19 protein-coding genes are annotated in these 22,560 nt (G+C 69.8%); 11 read left to right on the forward strand and 8 right to left on the reverse strand.

The window, feature by feature from the left end; genetic code table 11:
- Positions 1-22 precede the first annotated feature (22 nt).
- The 4 genes from ABD151_RS02810 to ABD151_RS02825 all read right to left on the reverse strand — a co-directional run bounded on the left by ABD151_RS02810 (position 23) and on the right by ABD151_RS02825 (position 3,866).
- Positions 23-1,183 carry an acetyl-CoA C-acetyltransferase gene (locus tag ABD151_RS02810; RefSeq protein ID WP_343991122.1) on the reverse strand — a complete coding sequence of 387 codons (1,161 nt, stop codon included), beginning with the start codon at positions 1,181-1,183 and terminating at the stop codon, positions 23-25.
- Complete coding sequence (locus ABD151_RS02815; RefSeq protein WP_343991124.1) at positions 1,183-1,785, reverse strand: TetR/AcrR family transcriptional regulator; 603 nt, start codon at positions 1,783-1,785, stop codon at positions 1,183-1,185. Before ABD151_RS02815 ends, ABD151_RS02810 begins: the two co-directional genes overlap by 1 nt.
- Position 1,786: 1 nt before the next feature.
- On the reverse strand, positions 1,787-2,590 hold the full coding sequence (locus ABD151_RS02820; RefSeq protein ID WP_343991126.1) for an SDR family oxidoreductase: 804 nt from the start codon (positions 2,588-2,590) through the stop codon (positions 1,787-1,789).
- 73 nt (positions 2,591-2,663) lie between these two features.
- Positions 2,664-3,866 carry an acyl-CoA dehydrogenase family protein gene (locus tag ABD151_RS02825; RefSeq protein WP_343991128.1) on the reverse strand — a complete coding sequence of 401 codons (1,203 nt, stop codon included), beginning with the start codon at positions 3,864-3,866 and terminating at the stop codon, positions 2,664-2,666.
- 115 nt (positions 3,867-3,981) lie between these two features.
- On the opposite strand from ABD151_RS02825, the gene ABD151_RS02830 reads away from it, so the two are divergent.
- The 6 genes from ABD151_RS02830 (at position 3,982) to ABD151_RS02855 (ending at position 11,023) form a co-directional block, all read left to right on the forward strand.
- Positions 3,982-5,601, forward strand: coding sequence for a FadD3 family acyl-CoA ligase (locus tag ABD151_RS02830; RefSeq protein ID WP_343991130.1), 1,620 nt, complete (start codon positions 3,982-3,984; stop codon positions 5,599-5,601).
- Positions 5,601-6,755, forward strand: a complete 1,155-nt coding sequence (locus tag ABD151_RS02835; protein WP_343991132.1) for an acyl-CoA dehydrogenase family protein — start codon at positions 5,601-5,603, stop codon at positions 6,753-6,755. Before ABD151_RS02830 ends, ABD151_RS02835 begins: the two co-directional genes overlap by 1 nt.
- Positions 6,756-6,887: 132 nt before the next feature.
- Entirely contained in the window at positions 6,888-7,850 is a 963-nt protein-coding gene (locus ABD151_RS02840) for an acyl-CoA dehydrogenase family protein (protein WP_343991134.1), read from the forward strand.
- Between the two features lies 1 nt (position 7,851).
- Complete coding sequence (locus ABD151_RS02845) at positions 7,852-8,922, forward strand: acyl-CoA dehydrogenase family protein (protein ID WP_343991136.1); 1,071 nt, start codon at positions 7,852-7,854, stop codon at positions 8,920-8,922.
- A 114-nt stretch (positions 8,923-9,036) separates the two neighbouring features.
- Positions 9,037-10,098, forward strand: a complete 1,062-nt coding sequence (locus tag ABD151_RS02850) for an HpcH/HpaI aldolase/citrate lyase family protein (RefSeq protein WP_343991138.1) — start codon at positions 9,037-9,039, stop codon at positions 10,096-10,098.
- A gap of 61 nt (positions 10,099-10,159) precedes the next feature.
- Positions 10,160-11,023 (forward strand): HpcH/HpaI aldolase/citrate lyase family protein, encoded by an 864-nt coding sequence (locus ABD151_RS02855; protein ID WP_343991140.1) that lies wholly within the window; start codon positions 10,160-10,162, stop codon positions 11,021-11,023.
- A gap of 135 nt (positions 11,024-11,158) precedes the next feature.
- On the opposite strand, the gene ABD151_RS02860 is transcribed toward ABD151_RS02855, so the two are convergent.
- The 4 genes from ABD151_RS02860 to hsaA form a co-directional block, all read right to left on the reverse strand.
- Positions 11,159-11,917: an enoyl-CoA hydratase-related protein gene (locus ABD151_RS02860; protein WP_343991142.1), complete on the reverse strand. Its 759-nt coding sequence runs from the start codon at positions 11,915-11,917 to the stop codon at positions 11,159-11,161.
- Positions 11,918-11,992: 75 nt separating this feature from the next.
- Positions 11,993-12,625, reverse strand: coding sequence for a flavin reductase family protein (locus ABD151_RS02865; RefSeq protein WP_343991144.1), 633 nt, complete (start codon positions 12,623-12,625; stop codon positions 11,993-11,995).
- Positions 12,626-12,642: 17 nt separating this feature from the next.
- The gene (gene hsaC, locus ABD151_RS02870; protein ID WP_343991146.1) at positions 12,643-13,542 is read right to left on the reverse strand and encodes an iron-dependent extradiol dioxygenase HsaC; all 900 of its coding nucleotides are present in this window, start codon (positions 13,540-13,542) and stop codon (positions 12,643-12,645) included.
- A gap of 202 nt (positions 13,543-13,744) precedes the next feature.
- A complete protein-coding gene (gene hsaA / locus ABD151_RS02875; RefSeq protein WP_343991148.1) occupies positions 13,745-14,911 on the reverse strand; it encodes a 3-hydroxy-9,10-secoandrosta-1,3,5(10)-triene-9,17-dione monooxygenase oxygenase subunit in 1,167 nt (388 codons plus the stop codon).
- Between the two features lie 233 nt (positions 14,912-15,144).
- On the opposite strand from hsaA, the gene ABD151_RS02880 reads away from it, so the two are divergent.
- The 5 genes from ABD151_RS02880 to ABD151_RS02900 all read left to right on the forward strand — a co-directional run bounded on the left by ABD151_RS02880 (position 15,145) and on the right by ABD151_RS02900 (position 22,543).
- Entirely contained in the window at positions 15,145-16,347 is a 1,203-nt protein-coding gene (locus ABD151_RS02880) for an ABC transporter substrate-binding protein (protein ID WP_343991150.1), read from the forward strand.
- A gap of 89 nt (positions 16,348-16,436) precedes the next feature.
- On the forward strand, positions 16,437-17,141 hold the full coding sequence (locus ABD151_RS02885) for an ABC transporter ATP-binding protein (RefSeq protein ID WP_343991151.1): 705 nt from the start codon (positions 16,437-16,439) through the stop codon (positions 17,139-17,141).
- Entirely contained in the window at positions 17,141-19,861 is a 2,721-nt protein-coding gene (locus tag ABD151_RS02890; RefSeq protein ID WP_343991153.1) for an ABC transporter permease subunit, read from the forward strand. Before ABD151_RS02885 ends, ABD151_RS02890 begins: the two co-directional genes overlap by 1 nt.
- A gap of 121 nt (positions 19,862-19,982) precedes the next feature.
- The gene (kstD, locus tag ABD151_RS02895; protein ID WP_343991155.1) at positions 19,983-21,662 is read left to right on the forward strand and encodes a 3-oxosteroid 1-dehydrogenase; all 1,680 of its coding nucleotides are present in this window, start codon (positions 19,983-19,985) and stop codon (positions 21,660-21,662) included.
- Between the two features lie 2 nt (positions 21,663-21,664).
- On the forward strand, positions 21,665-22,543 hold the full coding sequence (locus ABD151_RS02900; protein ID WP_343991157.1) for a MaoC/PaaZ C-terminal domain-containing protein: 879 nt from the start codon (positions 21,665-21,667) through the stop codon (positions 22,541-22,543).
- Positions 22,544-22,560 lie beyond the last annotated feature (17 nt).

The raw sequence follows: 22,560 nt of genomic DNA on the forward strand, positions 1-22,560 counted from the left end.
TGGTTCAGCGGTCAGCGACGGGTCAGAGACGCTCGATGATGGTGACGTTGGCCTGGCCGCCACCCTCGCACATGGTCTGCAGGCCGAAGCGGCCGCCGGTGCGCTCGAGCTCGTTGAGCATGGTCGTCATCAGGCGGGCGCCGGTGGCACCGATCGGGTGGCCCAGGGCGATGCCGCCACCGTTGACGTTCACCTTCTCGTGCGGTGCGCCGGTCTCCTTCATCCAGGCCAGGACGACGGAGGCGAACGCCTCGTTGCACTCGAACAGGTCGATGTCGTCGATGCTCATGCCGGTCTTCGCCAGGGCGTGCTTGGTGGCGTTGATCGGGCCGGTCAGCATCCAGATCGGGTCGTCGCCACGCACCGAGAGGTGGTGGATCCGCGCCCGCGGGGTCAGGTTGTGGTCCTTCACCGCCTGCTCGCTGGCGAGCAGGATCGCGGCGGAGCCGTCACAGATCTGCGAGGCCACGCCTGCGGTGATCCGGCCGCCCGGAGCCAGCGGGTCGAGACCGGCCATCTTCTCCAGGGAGGTGTCGCGCGGGCACTGGTCGGTGTCGAAGACGCCGTCCGCGAGCTGCACCGGGGCGATCTCGTTGGTGAAGCGGCCCTCGGCGATCGCCTGCTTGGCGCGCTGGTGCGAGGCGAGCGCGTACCGCTCCATCTCCTCGCGGCTGCAGTCCCACTTCTCCGCGATCATCTCGGCGGAGTTGAACTGCGAGACCTCGACGTCGCCATAGCGCGCACGCCAGCCCGGGGACTCCGCGAACGGGGTGGTGAAGCCGTACTGGTCGGCCACCAGCATCGCTGCCGAGATCGGGATCGCGGACATGTTCTGCAGGCCACCGGCGACCACCAGATCCTGGGTGCCCGACATCACACCCTGGGCCGCGAAGTGCACGGCCTGCTGCGAGGAGCCGCACTGCCGGTCGATGGTCACGCCCGGGACGTGGTCCGGGAGACCGGCGACCAGCCAGGCGGTGCGGGCGACGTCGCCGGCCTGCGAGCCGATGGTGTCGCAGCACCCCATGATCACGTCGTCGACCGCACCCGGGTCGACGCCGGTGCGCTGCATCAGCGCGGCAAGCGAGTGTGCGCCGAGGTCGGCAGAGTGCATCGACGCCAGCGCGCCGCCACGCTTGCCGACGGGGGTACGGACCGCATCAACGATGTAGGCCTCAGCCATCAGGACTCCTTGTTCGTGGTCGGAATGCCGATCCCCTGGAAGAGGATCGCCAGATACTGGTCGGCGACCTCGTCGCCGGAGAGCGGGCCACCGGGGCGGTACCACCGCACAGCGACCCAGACGGTGTCACGCAGGAACCGGTAGCCCAGCTCGACGTCGAGGTCGGAGCGGATCTCGCCGGCAGCGATTCCCTCGCGCAGCAACTGGGTCCACAGGTCACGGAACCGGCGGTTGCGGGCGGTGAGGTACTCGAAGCCGTCGAGGTCGCTGAGGTACCCGGCGTCGTTCTGGAAGATCGCCACCTCGCTGTGGTTGCGATCGATCGCCTCCAGCGAGCGCCGGATCACCGCTTCGAGCTTGGCCCGCGGACCGAGATCACTGCTCTCGATCGCGTCGTAGTCGAGGAACAGCTGGGTCTGGAACGAGTCGAGCAGCTCGTGGACCATCGTCTCCTTGGAGTCGAAGTGGTGGTAGAGACTGCCGGACAGGATGCCCGCGGCGTCGGCGATGTCGCGCACCGTGGTGTTGCGGAAACCCTTCTTCGCGAAGAGCTCTCCGGCGATCTGGAGCAGCTCGTCGCGGCGGCTCAGCCCAGCTGCCATCTCAGGCCTGCTGACTGCTGACGGCGACGACCTCGCCGGTCATGTACGAGGCGTAGTCGCTGGCCAGGAAGACCATTACGTTGGCGACCTCCCACGGCTCGGCGGCGCGGCCGAAGGCCTCGCGCTGCTTGAGCTCGGCGAGCAGGTCGTCGGTGGTGACCTTGGCCAGGAACGGGTGCATCGCCAGCGACGGGCTGACCGCGTTGACCCGGATGCCGTGCGCGGCGAGGTCCAGCGCGCTGCAGCGGGTCAGCGCCATCACGCCGGCCTTGGCAGCGGCGTAGTGGGCCTGACCCTCCTGGGCTCGCCAGCCGATCACCGAGGCGTTGTTGACGATCACACCCTTCTTGCCGGCCGCCACCATCCGGTTGCCCGCGGCGCGGACGCAGCGGAAGGTGCCGGTGAGCGTGATCTCGAGGACCTTGCTCCACTGGTCGTCGGTCATCTCGAGGATGTTGACCTCGCCGCCGAGACCGGCGTTGTTGATCATGATGTCGACGCCACCGAACTCGTCGGCGGCATCCAGCAGGGCCGCCACCTGGGCCTCGTCGGTGACGTCGCAGGTCAGCGCGCGGACCCGGTCCGCACCGAACTCGGCGGCCAGGGCCTCCTGGGCCTCGGCCACCCGGCGCTCGTGGGTGTCGCTCAGCACGACCGCCTTGGCACCCTCCTCGAGGACCCGGCGGGTCACCGCAGCGCCGATGCCGGCGCCGGCGGCGGCGGTGATCACGACGACCTTGCCGGCCAGCAGGTTGTGGCCCGGGACGTAGTCGGGGGTGGGCTGTTCTGCACGCTTGATCGTCATCGGGTGGTTCCCTTCAGGAGTGGGGTGGAGGAGGTGGCGCCGGCGGCGCTGCGGTCGCGCTCGAACGCTGCGATCACTTGCCGGCTCCCTTCGGCTCACGGGGCAATCCCAGCACGCGCTCGGCCAGGATGTTGCGCTGGACCTCGTCCGAGCCGCCGTAGATGGTGTCGGCACGGCTGAACAGGAAGAGCGACTGGAACTCGTCGAGTTCGTAGGGCGCGGCGCTCGCGGTCAGCGAGGCGGCACCGGCCACCTCCATCGCGATCTCGCCGAGCCGGCGGTGCCAGTTCGACCAGACCAGCTTGGCGATCGAACCGGCGCCACCGCCGGCCGCCGAGTCGGAGCCGCCCTCCAGGTCCGCCAGGCCACGCAACGCGTTCTGGCGCATCACCTCGAGGTCGGCACGTGCCTTGGCGAGACGGTCGCGGATCACCGGGTCCTCGATCGAGCCGTTCTCACGGGCCAGGGCGACGACGCTCTCCAGCTCGCGCTCGAAGCCCACCTGCTGGCCGATCGTCGAGACTCCGCGCTCGAAGCCGAGCAGGCCCATCGCCACGCCCCAGCCCTTGCCGGGCTCGCCGACGATCATGTCGGCCTTCGTGCGGGCGCCGGTGAAGTAGACCTCGTTGAACTCAGCGCCGCCGGTGTTCTGCACGATCGGGCGGACCTCGACGCCGGGCTGGTCGAGCGGGACCAGCAGGAACGAGAGCCCGTTGTGGCGGGTGGAGCCGACCTCGGTCCGGGCGACCACGAAGATCCACTGCGCGAACTGCGCCAGCGACGTCCACACCTTCTGGCCGTCGATCACCCACTCGTCACCCTCAAGCCGGGCCTTGGTGGCCACGTTCGCGAGGTCCGAGCCGGCACCGGGCTCGGAGTAGCCCTGGCACCACAGCTCCTCGACCGCAGCGATCCCGGGCAGGAAGCGCTGCTTCTGCTCCTCGGTGCCGAAGGCGATCAGGGTCGGGCCGAGCAGCTCCTCACCCAGGTGGTTGACCCGGGTCGGCGCGTTGGCGCGGGCGTACTCCTCGTGGAAGATCACCTGCTGGTAGAGACTCAGCCCCCGGCCGCCGTACTCCCGGGGCCAGCCCAGGCAGGTCCAGCCGTGCTTGGCGAGATGGCGATTCCAGGCGAGGCGCTCATCGTGGGCCTCATCGTCGCGCCCGGAGCCGCCAAGACCCTTGAGAGCCGCGAACTCGCCGCTCAGATTCTCCTCCAACCAGGTCCGCACCTCGTGGCGGAACTCCTGGTCAGCCGCTGCGTGGGTCAGGTCCACCGTGGCTTCCTCTCTCGCTGTGCCGGACATCGGTTCCCTGCGCTGGAACCAGACTGTAGGCTACCCTACCAAGCACTTGTTTGGTTGCCGATGAATCGGTTGACGAGGAGATCCCATGACGACACCGGAGACATTGCCGGCAGCGATTCGCGCCATCGCCGCCACGTATCCCGAGCGCACCGCGGTCGTCGACGGCGACGTGCGCTTGACCTGGGCAGAGCTCCACCAGCAGGTGATCGCCACCGCACGCGGCTACCGGGCCCTCGGCCTGCAGCCCGGCGAGCGGGTCTGCATCTGGGTGCCCAACACCTGGGAGTGGATCGTCGCCGGTCTCGCCATCTCCTACGCCGGCGGCGTGCTGGTCCCGCTGAACACCCGCTACAAGGGTCACGAGGTGGCAGACGTCGCGCTGCGCACCGACGCCACCCTGCTCGTCGTCGCCGACGGCTTCCTGGGCCGCGCGCAGGCCCAGGAGATCCGCGAGGCCGCCGTCGAGGTCGCCGCCCAGGCAGGCCGCAGCGTCGACGCCGGCTCCCCCGTGCCCGGTCTGCCCGCGGTGCGCGCGATCGTCCGCATCGGCAGCGGCGAGGTCGCCGGGACGGTCGCCTTCGACGCGCTCGCGACCCTCGGCGACGCCGTCCCGCTCAACGAGATCGAGGCCGTCGCCAGCGCCGTCTCCCCCGACGACGTCGCCGACATCCTCTTCACCTCCGGCACCACCGGCCGCTCCAAGGGCGTGCTCACCGCGCACAGCCAGACCATCGCCGCGGCAGACGTGTGGGGCACCACCGGCGAGGTCACCGTCGACGACCGCTACCTCGTGGTCAGCCCCTTCTTCCACTCCTACGGCTACAAGGTGGGCCTGGTCACCGCGGTGCTCAAGGGTTGCGCGCTCTACCCCGTGGCGGCGTTCAACGCCGACGAGGTGCTCGACCTGATCGCCGCCGAGCGGATCAGCGTCGTCCCCGGCGCGCCGACGATCTTCCACTCGCTGCTGGAGTCGCCGAAGTTCGCGACCACCGACACCTCGTCGCTGCGCCTGGCCAACACCGGCGCGGCATCCGTGCCCCAGGTGCTGGTCGAGCGGATGCAGACCGAGCTCTCCTTCGAACGCGTCGCCACCGCCTTCGGGATGACCGAGTGCGTGATGGCCACCATGTGCCGCGCCGGCGACTCCGACGAGCTGGTCGCCACCACCTGTGGCCGCGCCCTGGACGGCGTCGAGCTCCGGATCGCCGACGCCACCACGGGCGAGCCGCTCCCGGCCGGCGCCGAGGGCGAGGTGCTGCTGCGCGGCCCGATGGTGATGATCGGCTACCTCGACGACGCCGAGGCGACCGCGGACGCGATCGACGGCGACGGCTGGCTGCACACCGGTGACGTCGGCGTCGTCGACGAGGCCGGCTACCTGCGGATCACCGACCGGCTCAAGGACATGTACATCTCGGGTGGCTTCAACGTCTACCCGGCCGAGGTCGAGCAGGCACTCGCGCGCCTCGAAGGCGTCGTCGAGGCCGCCGTCGTCGGCGTCCCGGACGAGCGCATGGGCGAGGTCGGCAAGGCGTACGTGGTGCGACGCGCCGAGGCGACGGTCACCGCCGACGACGTCATCGCCTTCGCCCGCGAGCGGATCGCGAACTTCAAGGTGCCGCGCTACGTGTCGTTCGTCGACACGCTCCCGCGCAACCTGTCCGGCAAGGTTTTGAAGAACGAACTCAGAGAGGACCACGCATAGTGGATCTGGAACTTACGCCCGAGGAACTGAAGTTCCAGGCAGAGGCGCGGGAGTGGCTCGCCGCCAACGTCCCGGCCGAGCCGCTTCCCTCGATGGACACCGCCGAGGGCTGGGTCCTGCACCAGGAGTGGGAGGCGAAGCTCACCGAGGCCAAGTACTCCGTCGTCTCCTGGCCGAAGGAGTACCACGGCCGCGAGGCGTCGCTGATCGAGTGGGTCATCTTCGAGGAGGAGTACTACCGCGCCGGTGCGCCGGGCCGCGTCTCCCAGAACGGCATCTTCCTGCTCGCGCCGATCATCTTCGACCACGGCACCAAGGAGCAGCAGGACCGCTTCCTGCCGACGATGGCGTCCGGCGAGCGGGTCTGGGCCCAGTGCTGGTCCGAGCCGGAGGCCGGCTCCGATCTGGCGTCGCTGCGCTCCACCGCGACGCGCGACGACGAGCGCGGCGGCTGGATCCTGAACGGCCAGAAGACCTGGTCCTCGCGAGCCAGCTTCGCGCACTGGGGCTTCGGTCTCTTCCGCTCCGACCCGGAGGCACAGCGCCACGCGGGCCTGACCTACTTCCTGTTCCCGCTCGACGCCGAGGGCATCACGGTGCGCCCGATCGAGCAGCTCGACGGCGAGGTGGGCTTCGCGGAGGTCTTCTTCGAGGACGTCTTCGTCCCGGACGCCGACGTGCTGGGTGCGCCCGGCGCGGGCTGGCACGTGGCGATGAGCACGGCCGGCAACGAGCGCGGCCTGTCGCTGCGCTCCCCCGGCCGCTTCTGCGCCGCCGCCGACCGCCTGGTCGAGCTGTGGAAGCAGAACGGCGAGCTGCACCCCGAGGCCGAGCGCGGCGTCGTCGACACCTGGATCGGCGCCCAGGCCTACCGGCTGTACACCTGGGGCACGGTGACCCGACTCGCCGGCGGCGGCGACATGGGCGCGGCCGGCTCGGTGAACAAGGTCTTCTGGTCCGAGCTCGACGTGGCGCTGCACGAGACCGGCCTCGACCTGCTCGGCGCCGAGGCGGAGATCGAGTCGCGGTGGACCGACGGCTACATCTTCAGCCTCTCCGGCCCGATCTACGCCGGCACCAACGAGATCCAGCGCAACATCGTGGCCGAGCGCATCCTCGGCCTGCCCCGCGAGGCGAAGGGAGCCGGCAAGTGACGCTCACCCACCTGCGAGACAGCAACACAGCCGGCGCACTGAGCCGAGCAATCCAGCACAGCGAGGCGAAGGGAGCCGGCAAGTGACCGCCGCGCCCGTCACCAACCGCAACCAGCCGAAGGGAGCCCTCCAGTGAAGTTCACCTGGACCGACGAGCAGAAGGCGTTCGCCGACTCCTTGGAGTCCCTGCTCTCCAGCGCCGACACGGTCGGCGCCGCCCGGGCCTGGGCCGACGACGACACCGCCCCCGGCCTCGCGCTGTGGAACCGGCTCGCCGAGCAGGGCGTCAACGCCCTGGTCGTGCCGGAGGAGGCCGGTGGCATGGGCGCCACCGCCGTCGAGCTCGTGATCGCCTTCGAGGCCCTGGGTCGCCACGGCGTCCCAGGTCCGTGGGTGGAGTCGGCGGCCTTCCTGCCGGCCGCGCTCGGCAGCAACCCGCTGGTCGGCGAGCTCGCCGAAGGCGCGGTGGGCACCGTCGCCTTCGCCCCGCACACGCCCTACGCCCTGGACGCTGACGTCGCCGCGCACGCCTTCGTGATCGACGGCGGCACCGTGGCGAGCGCCAGCGCCGGCGAGCGCAAGCACTCGGTCGATGGCACCCGTCGTCTCTTCACCCCGGTCGCCGGCGACGCCGTCAGCACCGACGGTGACCTCGCCGCCGCGTTCAACCTGGCCGCGCTGGCGACCGCCGCTCAGCTGCTGGGCGCCGGTGAGCGGCTGCTCGCCGAGGCCGTCGCCTACGTGAAGCAGCGTCGTCAGTTCGGCCGGGAGATCGGCTCGTACCAGGCGATCAAGCACAAGCTGGCCGACGTCCGGATCGCTCTGGACTTCGCCCGCCCGCTGATCAACGGCGCCGCGCTCGCCATCGACGGACCGGACGCGGCGCGCGACGTCTCGGCCGCCAAGGTGCACGCCGCAGACTCCGCCTACCTGGCCTCGCGCGCTGCGCTGCAGGTGCACGGTGCGATCGGGTACACGCAGGAGCTGGACCTCAGCATCTGGATCACCAAGGTCCGCGCCCTGGTCACCGCCTGGGGCACGCCCGCCGTCCACCGCTCACGGGTGCTCGGCGCGCTCGTCGCCGCGGAGGCCTGAGATGCACTTCGGACTCAGCCCCGAGCAGCAGGAGCTGGCCGGCACCGTGCGCAAGGTGCTGGCGCGCTCCGCCGACAGCATGGCCGTGCGTGCCGCCACGGAGTCCGCGACCGGCTTCGACGCCGCGCTGTGGGAGACGCTGTGCGAGCAGGTCGGTGTCGCGGCACTCGCGATCCCCGAGGAGTACGACGGCTTCGGCGCGACCTTCTTCGAGACCAGCGTGGTCCTCGAGGAGCTGGGCAAGGCCCTGGCTCCGGTGCCGCTGCTCTCCTCGGTGGTCACCGCCGAGGCGCTGCTCGGCTCTGGCGACGCCGCGGTGTGCGGGGAGCTGCTGCCGCAGATCGCCGCCGGCACCGTGGCCACCCTGGCCTGGGCCGGCGTCACCGGCGCAGCCGACGCACCGATCGGCGTCCGGGCCGAGGGCGACGCGCTCACCGGCACCGTGCAGGCGGTCCTGGACGGCGACAACGCCGAGCTGATCGTGGTGGCTGCCCTGGACGGCGACGCCCCGGCACTCTTCGTGGTGGCGCCGGACGCGGTCCGGATCGAGCAGGTCCCGGCGATGGACACCACCCTGCGCTTCGCCACCCTCACGTTCGAGGGCGCACCGGCCCGCCGGATCGCCGGCGACGGCTCGGCGGCGCTGGCCCGGGCGCACCGCGCGGGCACCGCGGCGGTGGCCGCACTCCAGGTCGGCGGCGCCCAGCGCGCGTTGGACATGACGGTCGGCTACAGCCTCGAGCGGGTGCAGTTCGGTCGCCTGATCGGCTCCTTCCAGGCGCTCAAGCACCGGATGGCCGACATGCTGGTCGAGGTCGAGACCTCGCGCTCGATCTCGTGGGCCGCCAGCTACGCGGTGGCCACCGACGCCGACGACGCGGACGTGCTGACGGCCTCCGCGGCGTCCGCGTGCGGGGATGCGTTCATGCACGTCGCCGGTGAGGCCGTGCAGCTGCACGGCGGCATCGCGATCACCTGGGAGCACGACATCTCCTGGGTGTTCAAGCGGGCCCAGGCGCTGAACCAGCTCTTCGGGCTGCCGCACCAGCACCGCGCCCTGCTGCCGCTGTGATGCGTCCAGCATCTGGTTAACAGGCACTAGCCGGTCAGCACGAGAGGCCCGGCTGCTAGGTTCGCGCCTAGTAGTCGGGCCTTCGTCATGCCCGCACGAGGAGAGGAACAGACATTGCGCACCGCCAAGGACTTCTTCGCACCGCTCGCCGTCGGCGCCCCTGCGCCGCTGCGTGAGATTCCGGCCCGTCCCTCGCGCGCGATCCACTTCTTCGACCCGGGCAACGAGAAGATGGCGGCCAAGGTCCCGGCGATGGTCGGCACCGTCGACGTCCTGCTCGGCAACCTGGAGGACGCCGTCAAGGCCGAGAACAAGGAGAAGTCGCGTCTCGGCCTGGTCAAGATCGGCCAGGAGGTGGACTTCGGGCCGACCCAGTTCTGGACCCGGATCAACTCCCTCGACTCCCCTTGGGTGCTCGACGACCTGACCACCCTGGTGCCCGCGATCGGCGACAAGCTGGACGTGATCATGGTGCCGAAGGTGCAGGGCGCCGAGGACATCCACTACATCGACCGCCTGCTGGCGCAGCTCGAGGCGAAGGCCGGCATCACCAAGCCGATTCAGGTGCACGCGATCCTGGAGACCGCGCGCGGCGTGGCGAACATCGAGGAGATCTGCGCGGCGTCGCCGCGGATGCAGGGCCTCTCGCTGGGCCCGGCCGACCTGGCGGCGGACCGCCGGATGAAGACCACCCGGGTCGGCGGCGGCCACCCGGGCTACCTGGTGCGCCAGGACCCGACCGACGGCGACATCGAGGGCCTGCGGACCACCTACCAGCAGGATCTGTGGCACTACACGATCGCCCGGATGGTCGACGCCTGCGCGATGCACGGCATCTACCCCTACTACGGCCCGTTCGGCGACATCAAGGACGTCGTCGCCTGCGAGGACCAGTTCCGCAACGCCTTCCTGCTCGGCTGCGTCGGCGCCTGGTCGCTGCACCCGGTGCAGATCAAGATCGCCAACAAGGTCTTCTCCCCCTCTGTGGAGGACGTCAAGCACGCCCGCCGGGTGATCGCCGCGATGGGCGACGGCACCGGCGCGGTGATGCTGGACGGCAAGATGGAGGACGACGCCTCGGTCAAGCAGTGCAAGGTGATGGTGGCCCTCGCCGACGAGCTCGCCGCCATCGACCCGGACCTCAAGGCCGCCTACGACGCGATCACCCTCGACTGACCCCGAGGGCGCACCTACGGCGCCCGATCTGCGCGATCCACGAACTCACGAAAGGCCCGTGATGACTGACTTCACTCCCCTGCGCTCCGTGCTCTACATGCCCAGCTCCAACGAGCGGGCTCTCGAGAAGGCCAAGACGATCGCCTGTGACGGCCTGATCTTCGACCTCGAGGACGCCGTGGCCCCCGACGCCAAGGTGGGCGCCCGCGCCAACGCGGTTGCCGCCGTCCAGAGCGGTGAGTACGGCCGCCGCACGCTCACCATCCGGGTCAACGGCCTGGGCACCGAGTGGCATGACGACGACATCGCGACGGCGGCCGCTGCCGGCCCGGACGCGATCGTGGTGCCCAAGGTGAACAGCGCCGACGAGGTGCGCGAGCTGGTCGAGGCGATGGAGCGCGCCGGAGCCCCGGCTCACACCAAGCTGTGGGCGATGATCGAGACCCCGGTCGCGATCCTGGACGCTCTCTCGATCGCCCGTGGCTCGAACCGCCTCGGTGCCTTCGTGCTCGGCACCAACGACCTGGTCAAGGAGCTCTACGCCGAGCACGTGCCCGGTCGCGCGCCGATCCTGCCGAGCCTGCACACCGCGCTGCTGGCCGGCCGTGCCGCCGGCATCGCGGTCATCGACGGCGTCTACAACAACGTCAAGGACACCGACGGCTTCCTGGCCGAGTGCGAGCAGGGCCGGGTGATGGGCTTCGACGGCAAGACCCTGATCCACCCCGGCCAGGTCGAGGGCGCCAACGAGGCCTTCGCACCGTCCACCGCCGCGGTCGAGGACGCTCGTGGCCTGATCCAGGCCTGGGAGGACGGCAAGGGAGCGGGCGTCGTCACCTACAACGGCAAAATGGTGGAGAACCTGCACGTCGAGTCCGCGCAGCGGGTGCTGAGCATCCACGAGGCGATCAGCGCGCTCGCTTGAGCCCGAACACGCGCGGATAGCGCTCGACGAAGCACGGATGGCCACCGAGACCACGGGAACGCGATCTCGGTGGCCATCAGCGCAAGTTGGGCGCCCACAAGGGCAAGTTCGGCGGCTACAAGCGCAAGTCGAGGGTTAGCGGAAGGCGGGGCGCTCCTTGGCCACGAAGGCGCGGACGCCCTCGGCGAAGTCCGGGCCGGTGTAGACCTCGCGCATCAGGTCGTGGTCCCACGACGGCGCGGCGTCGACGCTTCCGCTGCGGGCCAGCAGCTGGCGCTTGGTGGCGCGGATCGTGACCGACGACAGCGGGAGGATGCCCTCCACCAGCGCGTTCAGCTCAGCGTCCAGGTCGTCGGTGACGGCGGTCAGCGCGCCGACCGCGAAGGCACGGTCAGCGGTGACCAGGCGCGCCCCGAGCAGCATCTCCCGGGTCAGCGACTCGCCGAAGACCGCGCGGCAGCGGTAGACGATCGGCGCGGCCAGCGCGTTGCCCAGGGTCCGCGCGATGGGATAGCCGAAGCGCGAGTGTGCCGTGGCGACCCGCAGGTCGCAGTGGGTCGCCACCGCCAGCCCACCGCCCACGCAGACGCCGTCGACGGCGGCGACGGTCACCTGCGGCAACGCGTACAGGGCGTCGAGCAGCTCGCGGATCCAGTTCTCGTACTCGACCGCATCGGCCTCGAGGAAGTCGGTGATCTCGTTGCCGGCCGCGAAGGCACGACCTCCGGCACCGCGCAGCACCAGCACCTTGGCGTCCCGGTCGGTGGCGAGCTCCTCGCACATCGCCCGGATCTGCTCGTACATGGCCCGGGTGAAGGCGTTGTGCCGCTCCGGACGGTTGAAGGTGACCTCGACGACGGCGCCCTCACGGCGCACCAGCAGCTCTGCACTCACGGGCGCCAATGTAGGCCATCGACGCACGAGCGCCCCCGCCTGTCCAGGCGCGGGCGCTCGAGGAGTGCAGCCAGATCAGCGGACCGTGCGGTACGCACCCTGGAAGTAGAGCAGCGGGTCCGGCGAGACGCCGGCCTCATCGGTGGCGTAGGCCAGGTCGTTCACGCGGCCGACGACGATGTAGTGGTCGCCGGCCTCGTGCACGGCCTCGACGGTGCAGTCCACATGCCCGACGATGCCGTCGAACAGCGGAGCGCCGCCCTTGCTCGGGGTCCAGTCCAGGCCCTCGAACTTGTCCTCGACCCGCGAGGCCATCTTGTTGGAGAGCCCGTCCTGGCCATCGGCCAGGAAGTTCACCGCGAAGAAGCCGGCGCGCTGGATCTGCGCCCAGGCCCGCGACGTCTTCATCGGCAGGAAGGTCACCAGCGGCGGAGAGATGGAGACGCTGGAGAACGACTGACAGGTCATCCCGACCGGCTTGCCGTCCGCCACCGTGGTGATCACGGTGACGCCGCTGCAGTAGCGCCCGAGCGTGTCGCGGAACATTCGAGCAGCGGCCTGCGCCTTCTCGGTGTCCTCGATCGCGACGTGCTCACCGGTGCGGAACTCGAAGTCGAAGTTGCCGAGGAAGGAGTCGATGAGCTCCTGCGGCGGCCAGCTCGTGTGCGCGTCGTCGCGGATGCCGGGCAGGATCGGGGGCTGAGCCATGTCGCTCATTGTGCCGGTCACTGCTTCACGCTGAAGTCATGGCCCCAGTACGACACGGCGGTGGAGGCACGGGCGACCCAGCGGTCGTCGTCGACGCGCAGGCCCTCGGTGCCGAACTCGATGTCGAACCCGGCAGGCGACTTGACGTAGAACGAGATCATCTCGTCGTTCATGTGGCGGCCCAGCGTCGCCGACAGCGGCGCGTTGTACTTCTTGACCCGCTCCAGCGCCCGGCCGACGTCGTCGAGCTTGTCGACCTCGAGCATGATGTGCACGCACTTGTCGGCGTTCGGGAACGGCAGGAAGGCCAGCGAGTGGTGGCGCGGGTTGATGCCGAGGAAGCGCAGCCAGATCTTGGAGCCCGGCTCCTTGCCGGCGAGCTCGCCCGGCAGGCTGAACGAGTCGCGCAGGCGGAAGCCGAGGGTCTCGGTGTAGAACTTAAGCGCCTCGACGTCGTCGGTCACCGGGATCACGATGTGGCCCATGCCCTGGTCGGCGGTGACGAAGTTCGCGCCGTAGGGGGTGACGACGGGACGCGACTCGTAGGTGATGCCGTGGAACAGCTCGAAGGTGTTCTCCCACGGGTCGCTGAACCGGATGAACTCCTGGACCCGGCGCTCGGCGCACTCCTCGGTGCTGCCCTCCTCGAACGCGACGCCGGCGGCTGCGAGGTGCTCACGGGCATCCTGCAGGGCCTGGTTGTCGGCGAGCTCCCAGCCGGCGGTCTGGAACCGGTCGACGTCGGAGGGGACGATCACCAGGCGGGCCGACACGGAGTCGATCTGGTAGTAGAGGTTGTCCGGGTTCGGACCACGACCCTCAGCGAGGCCGAGGACCTTCCCGGCGAACTGACGCCACTGGTCGAGGTCCGTGGACCCGACGCGGACGTAACCCATGCTCTTGAGCTCGATCGTCATTTTCACTCTCCCTTGGTCGGCGCGTTGCGCCCGACGTGATGCCCCCGGCGCGTGGTCGCGACCAGGAGGCGAAGTTTCTCGGCCGAAGCGATGGGCCCAGGATTCCAGAACCGGGCCCCGGATCGCCTGCTCTCCTCCCGCATACCGGGAGCGGCGTGCGGTTCCCCGCACCGGGCCGCTCCCGGTCGCTGCAGAGGTGCGCTCAGTACATGCCGGGGTCGATCTTGTGACCGAACTCGGCGTCGCCGAACATCTTGAGCGCGCGCTCGGGGTCGTTGGCTGCGTGCACGCGACCGGCGTGCGCATCGCGCCAGGCGCGCTGCAGGTAGGTGCCCTCGGCGAGTGCGCGGCCACCGGACGCCTCGAAGAGCGCGTCGATCGCGTCGATCGCACGCTGGGTGCCGAGCACCTGGTCGCGGCGGACCTTGAGCCGCAGCTGCAGCGGGATCTGCTCGCCGCGCGCGACATGGGCCTGCTCGTCGCGGATGTTGGCCATCAGGAGCGCCCAGGCGGCGTCGATGTCGGAGCCGGCCCGCGCGATCCGGACGGCGGCGAACGGGTCGGACGACGCCTTCTCGCCGAGGTAGGCCGCGCGGACGCGCTTCTGCTGCATCTCCACGTGCTCGGCGTACGCGCCGTTGGCCATGCCGACGATCGGGGTGGTGATCGTGGTGGTGAACAGCGAGTGGAACGGCAGCTTGTAGAGGTCGCTGGTGTTCTCCGCCTGGCCCGGGCCGTAGCAGCGGCCGGTGTCGGACATCGAGAGGGTGAACGCCTCCGGGATGAAGGTCTCGGCCACCACGATGTCGTTGGAGCCGGTGCCGCGCAGGCCGACCACGTTCCAGACGTCGACGATCTCGTACTTGTCGCGCGGGACCATGAAGGTCTTGAAGTCGACGACGTGGCCCTCGGCGTTGAAGACCAGGCCACCGAGAAGCACCCAGCTGGCGTGCGCCGAGCCGGAGGAGAAGGACCACTTGCCCGACAGCAGGTAGCCGCCCTCGGTCTGCACGGCCTTGCCGGTCGGGGCGTAGGACGACGAGAGCCGGGTGTTGGTGTCCGAGCCCCAGACCGCCTGCTGCGCCTCGTCGGGGAAGAGGGCGACCTGCCAGGGGTGGACGCCCAGCACCGACGAGATCCAGCCGGTGGAGCCGTCCGCGCTGGCGATCTCCTTCACCGCGGTGAAGAAGTCCACCGGGTCGGACTCGAAGCCGTCGAAGCGCTTGGGCTGGAGCATCCGGAAGAAGCCGGTCTCCTCAAGGGCCTTGACCGACGCCTCCGGCACCTGACGCAGCTTCTCGGCCTCGTCGGCGCGCTCGCGGAAGGTGGGCAGCAGGTCACGCACGGCGTCGAGAACTTGCTTCGACATGACGGTCTCCTCGAGGTGATGGGGGTGATGAGAGCAATACTAGAACACGTTCTCATTTTCCGGGAGGTGCCGTCCCATTCGCCCGAACGACCCTAGCGCCTGGTCGAGATCGCGTCGATTAATCGAATGTCTTGCGGTTAATAACCGAATGCCTTTAGGCTCTCCGCAGTCCGGTGACCCAGGTCACAACCACGGGAGGGCCGCGCTCTGTGGCGCGGAGATAGAGAGAACCAATGAAGCGCCCAGCACTCACCACGCTTTCGGTGGCCGCACTCAGCGTCGGCCTCGCATTCGGGCTCACCGCATGCGGTGACAGCAAGGACGACGGCGAGACCGTCAAGGCGGACTCGAGCGTCGAGTTCACCGGCACGCCGATCAAGGTGATGACGATCGCCCCGGTGGACACCGCCGCGATCAACACCCCGGAGATCATCACCGCGGCCGAGGCCGCGACCACCACCCTGAACAATGCCGGCGGGATCAACGGCAGCAAGGTCGAGCTGATCTCCTGCAACGACGGCAACGACCCCAACACCGCAGGCGACTGCGCCCGCAAGGCCGTCTCCGAGAAGGTCGCAGCGGTCGTCGGTGGCTTCACCACGAACGGCACCGCCATCGTCCCGGTCCTGGAGAAGGCCGGCATCCCCTGGATCGGCGGCCCCGGCCTCGCTGCCGAGGAGCTCTCCAGCTCGAACTCGTTCCCGCTGGTGGCGGGCGCTGCCGGCTTCGTGGCGATCGGCGCTCGCACGGTGGCCGACGACTGCGACAGCACGGCAATGGTGCTCTACGACGTGCCCACCGCCCAGAAGGCCGCCGACCTGATCAACCTCGGCATCGGCGGCGCCAAGGGCCAGCCGGCCAAGCACATCAAGGTGCCGACCACGACCACGAACTTCAGCGCCGTGGCCAAGTCCGCCGGTGAGTCCGACTGCGCCATCGTCGGTCTGCCCAATGACCAGATCGCCGCGCTGGCCGCAGCTGGAGCCGCCCAGAACGAGGACACCCGCTACTACTCCGTCCAGGGCGCGCTCAACCAGGCGGTCCTCGAGGGCGCCAACGGTGCGATGGACAAGGCCGTCTCCGCGGTGAACTTCGTGGTCGCCTCCGACCCCGCCTGGGACGAGGCAAAGAAGGCATCCAGCGAGATCGACTGGACCTACCCCTACGTGCAGAACACCTGGGCCGCCTACCAGGTCCTCAAGGAGGCCATCGGCACCGAGAAGGACGCCACCGCGGCAACCCTGCTCGCGTCGCTGAACAAGGCCGACGCGATCACCGCCGGCGGCCTGACCGCGCCGATCGACTTCACCAAGGAGTTCCCGGTCCCGGGCCTCAACCGGGTCTTCAACCCGAACCTGCAGTTCGTCCAGGCCAACGGCACCGAGATCGAGAGCATCAGCGAGTTCAGCGACATCACCGCGCTCTTCGCGGGCTGAGCAACCCGACTGCGCAACCCACCTGGCGGTGGCTCCCAGCACGACGGGGGCCACCGCCGCCTGCACCTGACTCCTCGGGAGGGAGCATCGTGAGCACGACCATCGTCACCCCCGCCGTCCACGCCCGCGGCCTGACCGCCGGCTACGGCGGCACCCCCGCCATCCATGAGCTCGATCTGGAGGTCTCCTCCGGGGAGATCGCCGTGCTGCTCGGAGCCAACGGCTCCGGCAAGACCACCACGCTGCTGGCGCTGGCCGGCGAGCTGCGCCCGATGGCCGGCACTGCCGACGTCCTGGGCTGTTCGGCACGCACCCGGCTCGACCGGCGCGCCCGATCGGGCCTCGGCTTCCTCACCGAGGGCCGCTGCGTCTTCATGGAGCTGACCGGATGGGAGAACCTGAAGCTCGGCCGCGGATCCGCCGCCGACGCCGTCGCCCACTTCCCCGAGCTCGAGCCTCACCTGCACAAGAAGGCCGGGCTCCTCTCCGGCGGACAGCAGCAGATGCTGGCGCTCGGCCGGATCCTCGCCGCCGAGCCCCGCCTCATCCTGGCCGACGAGCTCTCGCTCGGGCTGGCCCCGCTCATCGTCCAGCGCCTGCTCACCGCGCTCCGTGGCGCCGCCGACCGCGGTGCGGCCGTCGTCCTGGTCGAGCAACACATCCGGCACGCCCTCGCCGTCGCCGACAAGGGCTACGTGCTGCGGCGCGGACGGATCGCGCTCACCGGCACCGCCGAGGAGCTCAACGCCGACGCCGACGCCATCGCGCGTCACTACATCTCCGGAGAGTCGTGATGGACGCCGTCAACTATGCGCTGATCGGCCTCGGTACCGGCGCGATCAACGTCCTGCTCGGCCTCGGCCTGGTGCTGATCTATCGAGGCTCCGGCGTCATCAACTTCGCCCACGGCGGCCTCGCCGTGGTGGGTGCCTACGTCGCGATGGAGCTGCGGCTCAACCAGGAGCAGAGCTTCGCCACCGCCCTCAGCGTCGCCACCTTGGCGACCGCCGGCCTCGGCCTGCTGATCCACCTGCTGGTGATGCGCCCACTCCGCCACGCCAGCCCCCTGGCCCGGGTGATCGCAACCCTCGGCCTGCTGACGGTGCTTACCGAGGTGGTGCTGCTGCAGTACGGGTCGGCGCAGTTCATCCTCCCGCTCCCCTTCGAGTCGACGCCGGTCGAGCTCACCTCCGAGATCGTCGTCGCACGCCAGAATCTGATCCTGCTCGCCATCGCCGTCGGGGCGACCCTCGTCATGGCGCTGCTCACCGCAAGGACCCGGATCGGGTACGCCATCTCGGCCTCCGCCGAGAACGCCCGATCGGCCGCGGCGCTCGGCTGGTCGCCGCAGCTGCTGTCCGCGTTGACCTGGACCGTCGGCGGGGCGCTGGCCGGTGCCGCGGGAGCGATCTTCCCGGCCACCTCCACCGGGTTCATCTCGGTCCGGCAAATGAGCGTGCTCATCATCGGCGCCCTTGCCACCGCACTCCTGGCGCAGTTCCGCTCCTACCTGATGGTGCTCGTCGGCGGGCTGGCGATCGGGATCGCGCAGGCGCTCGCCACCAACTACATCAACCAGACCGGCATCCCCGACGCCGTTCCGTTCCTGGTGATCATCGCCGTGCTGATCGTCCGCGGCCGCGGCCTCCCGGTGCGCGGCACCACCCTGGACCGGCTGCCACGGGTCGGCACCGGACGCCTGCAACTCGCGATCAGCCTGCCGATCGCACTCGTCGTGATCGTCGCGCTCCGCCTCGGCGCCCCCGACGACTGGTTCGGCGCCCTGGTGATCTCCCTGTGCTTCGCGCTTGTCGGCCTCTCCACCGTGGTGCTCACCGGCTACGCCGGCCAGCTCTCGATCGCTCAGTTCGGCCTGGCCGGCATCGGCGCCTTCGGGGCCGGCCGTCTGGCGGACGCTCAGGGTTGGCCGTTCGAGCTGGCGCTGCCCGCCGGCGTCCTGGCGGCGATGGTCACCGGGCTGATCTTCGGACTGCCCGCGCTGCGCACCCGCGGCGTCAACCTCGCGGTGGTCACCTTCGGTCTCGGCTTCGCGCTCCACCAGATCCTGTTCAGCAACTCCAGCTATACCGGTGGCGAGTTCCAGACCCGGATCCAGGAGCTGACCATCTTCGGCATCGACATCGAGCCGATCGACCACAAGGCGAACTACTTCGTGATGGTGGCGGTGGCCTTCGTGCTGACCGCGATCGTGGTCGCGAACGTGCGACGTGGTCGTACCGGGCGCCGCTTGCTGGCGGTGCGCACGAACGAGCGGGCCGCGGCCGCGGTCGGTGTCAGCGTCTTCCAGACGAAGCTCTACGCCTTCGTGCTGGCCTCCGGCATCGCGGGCCTGGGTGGGGTCCTGTTCGGGTTCAGCTACTCCACCATCCAGTTCCAGGAGCTCTTCGAGGCGGATGCCTCGATCAGCCTGCTGGTGGTCACCGTGATCGGCGGGGTCGGCTACGTGCTCGGCCCGCTGGTGGGCTCGGTGCTGGCCCCGGCCGGCGTCGGGACTCTCTTCTTCGACACGTCGTCGGCAGCCAGTGCGGACGCCGACAGCTGGGTGCAGTACCTCCCGCTGATCACCGGCGTGCTGCTGATCCTGACTCTGATCATCAGCCAGCACGGGATCGTGGACCAGGCGGTCCATGCGCTGAGCCGCCTGACGCGCCGGCTCCCCCGGCGTGCACCTGCCCCCCTGGAGGCCGTGCCTGAGGGCGAGCGCGAGCGGGTCGCCCCCCGCACGCTCGAGGTGCAGGGGCTGACCCAGCGCTTCGGCGGGTTCACCGCCCTCAGCGGGGTCGACCTGCGGGTCGGCCCGGGCGAGGTGGTCGGCCTGCTGGGCCCCAACGGTGCCGGCAAGACCACCCTGATCGACGCCGTCACCGGGTACAACAGGGTGACCGCCGGAACCGTGCGCTTCGACGGCGAGGAGATCACCCGGTGGTCCCCGCACAAGCGGGCACGGGCGGGCCTCACCCGCTCCTTCCAGTCCCTCGAGCTCTTCGACGACCTCACCGTCCGGGAGAACCTGTTGGCGGCGTCCGACCGTCAGGATCTTCTCTCCGGCGTCACCGACCTGGTCTGGCCGGGCACCGCCCGGTTGAGCGACACCGTGCGGGCCGCCGTTGCCGAGCTGGAGCTGGAGGATGCGCTCGACCTGCGTCCCGACGAGCTCTCCTACGGACGCCGTCGCCTGGTCGCCATCGCTCGGGCGGTCGCGTCGCGTCCGTCGATCCTCTTGCTCGACGAGCCCGCCGCCGGCCTGGACGAGAACGAGAGCGCCGAGCTCGGCCGCCTGATCCGGCGACTGGCCGACACCTGGGGCATCGGCATCCTGCTGATCGAGCATGACGTGCCGATGGTGCTGGCACACGCGGATAGGGTGCTCGTGCTCGACTTCGGCGTCACCATCGCCGACGGCACGCCCGAGGAGATCCGCGAGGACGGTGCCGTCCGCAAGGCGTATCTGGGTGAGTCTGACGACGCCGCGGAGGTCGTCACCGCGGGCTGAGAGTCCCGCACCCCAAGGTCCCGCAGGGCGGGAAGAAGGCCATGCCGCAGAGATAGAACCTGTTACATTTTCGCGGACTATGGCTGCCCGCCCTGCGAGGGCCTGCAACACGGAGGACATTGTGGCGACTGCTCAGAACGCACAGGACACCTACGACGTGATCGTCGTAGGCTCCGGAGGTGGCGGCATGACCGCCGCGCTCGCCGCGCACGAACGCGGACTCAGCGTCCTGCTCCTCGAGAGCACCGAAGGCTTCGGCGGCTCCACCGCGCGCTCCGGCGGCGGCATCTGGATCCCGAACAACTACGCGCTGAAGAAGGCCGGCCAGGGCAACTCGGACGCCGAGACCCGCGCGTACCTGCTGGAGATCATCGGCGACAAGGTCGACCCGGCTCGGATCGACGCCTTCATCGCCGAGGGCCCGGCCGCCCTGCAGTTCATCAAGGACCACTCGGCCGCCGACTTCAAGTGGGTGCCCGGCTACTCCGACTACTACCCGGAGGCCACCGGCGGCAAGGCCTCGGGCCGCTCCGTCGAGCCCAAGGCGATCAACGGCAACATCATCGGCTCCGAGCTCAAGCGGCTCACCCCGGCCTACACCAAGGCGCCGGCCGGCATGGTCGTCGGCCAGGCCGACTACCGCAAGCTGAACCTGATGGGCCACTCCATCTGGGGCTGGTTCACCGGCGCCAAGATCGCCCTCAAGCGCACCATCAGCCTGCTGCTCAAGAAGCGCATGTACGGCATGGGCATGGCGATGATGATCGGCATGCGCAAGGGCATGCTGGATCGCAACATCCCGCTCTGGTACGAGACCCCGCTGACCGACCTGATCCTCGAGAACGGCAAGGTCGTCGGCGTCAAGGTGACCCGTGACGGCGAGGAGCGCGAGCTGCGCGCCCGCGCCGGCGTGGTGCTTGCCTGCGGTGGCTTCGAGCACAACGAGGAGATGCGCAAGAAGTGGCAGGCCGAGCCGATCGGCACCGAGTGGACCACCGGCGCGGCCGGCAACACCGGCGCCGGCATCGAGGCCGGTGCCCGGGCGGGTGCGGCCCTCGACCTGATGGACGACGCCTGGTGGGGTCCGGCCATCCCGCTCCCCAACGGCCCGTGGTTCTGCCTTGCCGAGCGCAACCTGCCCGGCTCGATGATCGTCAACCAGGCCGGTGAGCGCTACTTCAACGAGGCCTCGCCCTACGTCGACGCCGTGCACGCGATGTACGAGTCGGCCGCCAAGACCGGCGTCGACCACTTCCCGAGCTGGATGATCTTCGACCAGACCTACCGCAACCGGTACACGTTCGCCGGTCTGCCGCCGCGTCAGCCGATCCCGGGCCGCTGGTACAAGTCCGGCGCGATCGTGAAGGCCGACACCCTGCAGGAGCTGGCCGAGAAGATCGGCGTGCCCGCCGACAAGCTCGCCACCACCGTCGAGCGCTTCAACGGCTTCGCCGAGACCGGCAAGGACCTGGACTTCAAGCGCGGCGACTCGGCCTACGACCGCTACTACGGCGACCCGAAGATCAAGAACCCGTCGGTCGGCACCATCGGCAACGGCCCGTTCTACGGCGCCAAGATGGTCCCCGGCGACCTGGGCACCAAGGGCGGCATCGTGACCGACCCGCAGGCACGTGCGCTGCGCGAGGACGGCTCCGTGATCGAGGGCCTGTACGCCACCGGTAACGTCAGCTCGGCCGTGATGGGCAACACCTACGCCGGCGCCGGCGCGACCATCGGTCCCGCCGTCACCTTCGGCTACATCGCGGCCAACCACATCGCAGACAACTTCAAGAAGGCCTGAGCATGCCCATCGACACCAGCGTCGCCGTCGGCGCCGCACTGCCCGACCGCACCTTCTCCTGGACCGAGTCCGACGTCCTGCTCTACCACCTGGGCATCGGCGCCGGCTCCCGCGAGGGTGACAACCTCTCCGCCCAGGCACTGCGCTACACCCTGGACGACGCCAACCTGCAGGTCCTGCCGTCGTTCGGCGTGGTGGTCCCGACCTTCCACGAGACGAACCCGCCGGCCCTCGACCTGCCGGGTTGCGACATCGACCTGCAGATGGTGTTGCACGGCTCGCAGGAGATCCAGGTGCACCGCCCGATCCCGACCTCCGGATCGGCGACCCTCAAGGTGACCATCACCGACGTGTGGGACAAGGGCAAGGCTGCGGTCATCGTCCAGGAGGGCAAGGCCTTCTCCCCCGACGGCGAGCACCTGTGGACCGTCCGCTCGTCCATCTTCGTGCGCAACGAGGGTGGCTGGGGCGGCGACCGCGGCCCGTCCACCAAGGTCGAGCTGCCCGAGCGCACCCCGGATGCCGAGGCCAGCTACACGGTCACCCCGCAGCAGGCGATGCTCTACCGCCTGTGCGGCGACCGCAACCCGCTGCACGCGGACCCGGAGTTCGCGGCCGGTGCCGGCTTCCCGGCGCCGATCCTGCACGGCCTGTGCTCCTACGGCATCGTGCTCCGCGAGGTCACCGACGCGGTCCTCGGCGGCGACGCTGCCAAGGTCGGCGGCTTCTCGGCCCGCTTCGCCGGCGTGGTCTTCCCCGGCGACACCATCAAGGTGAGCGCGTGGCACGAGGACGGCCGGGTGGTGATCTCCGCCGTCATCGCCGACGGCGAGCGCGCCGGCACCCCGGTGCTGGCCGACTGCGTGCTGACCCCCGCCTGAGATTCTCAGCAAAAGAG

Source organism: Nocardioides dubius, from assembly GCF_039528155.1.
Lineage (GTDB): Bacteria > Actinomycetota > Actinomycetes > Propionibacteriales > Nocardioidaceae > Nocardioides > Nocardioides dubius.

What these genes read in the sequence shown, in the direction of transcription:
- ABD151_RS02890 (WP_343991153.1), top strand. Translation starts at nt 17,141, where the DNA reads ATGGACGCCGTCAACTATGCGCTGATCGGCCTCGGTACCGGCGCGATC.
- ABD151_RS02845 (WP_343991136.1), top strand. Translation starts at nt 7,852, where the DNA reads ATGCACTTCGGACTCAGCCCCGAGCAGCAGGAGCTGGCCGGCACCGTG.
- ABD151_RS02820 (WP_343991126.1), bottom strand. Translation starts at nt 2,590, where the DNA reads ATGACGATCAAGCGTGCAGAACAGCCCACCCCCGACTACGTCCCGGGC.
- ABD151_RS02830 (WP_343991130.1), top strand. Translation starts at nt 3,982, where the DNA reads ATGACGACACCGGAGACATTGCCGGCAGCGATTCGCGCCATCGCCGCC.
- ABD151_RS02865 (WP_343991144.1), bottom strand. Translation starts at nt 12,625, where the DNA reads ATGGCTCAGCCCCCGATCCTGCCCGGCATCCGCGACGACGCGCACACG.
- ABD151_RS02815 (WP_343991124.1), bottom strand. Translation starts at nt 1,785, where the DNA reads ATGGCAGCTGGGCTGAGCCGCCGCGACGAGCTGCTCCAGATCGCCGGA.
- hsaC (WP_343991146.1), bottom strand. Translation starts at nt 13,542, where the DNA reads ATGACGATCGAGCTCAAGAGCATGGGTTACGTCCGCGTCGGGTCCACG.
- ABD151_RS02900 (WP_343991157.1), top strand. Translation starts at nt 21,665, where the DNA reads ATGCCCATCGACACCAGCGTCGCCGTCGGCGCCGCACTGCCCGACCGC.
- ABD151_RS02880 (WP_343991150.1), top strand. Translation starts at nt 15,145, where the DNA reads ATGAAGCGCCCAGCACTCACCACGCTTTCGGTGGCCGCACTCAGCGTC.
- hsaA (WP_343991148.1), bottom strand. Translation starts at nt 14,911, where the DNA reads ATGTCGAAGCAAGTTCTCGACGCCGTGCGTGACCTGCTGCCCACCTTC.
- ABD151_RS02810 (WP_343991122.1), bottom strand. Translation starts at nt 1,183, where the DNA reads ATGGCTGAGGCCTACATCGTTGATGCGGTCCGTACCCCCGTCGGCAAG.
- ABD151_RS02855 (WP_343991140.1), top strand. Translation starts at nt 10,160, where the DNA reads ATGACTGACTTCACTCCCCTGCGCTCCGTGCTCTACATGCCCAGCTCC.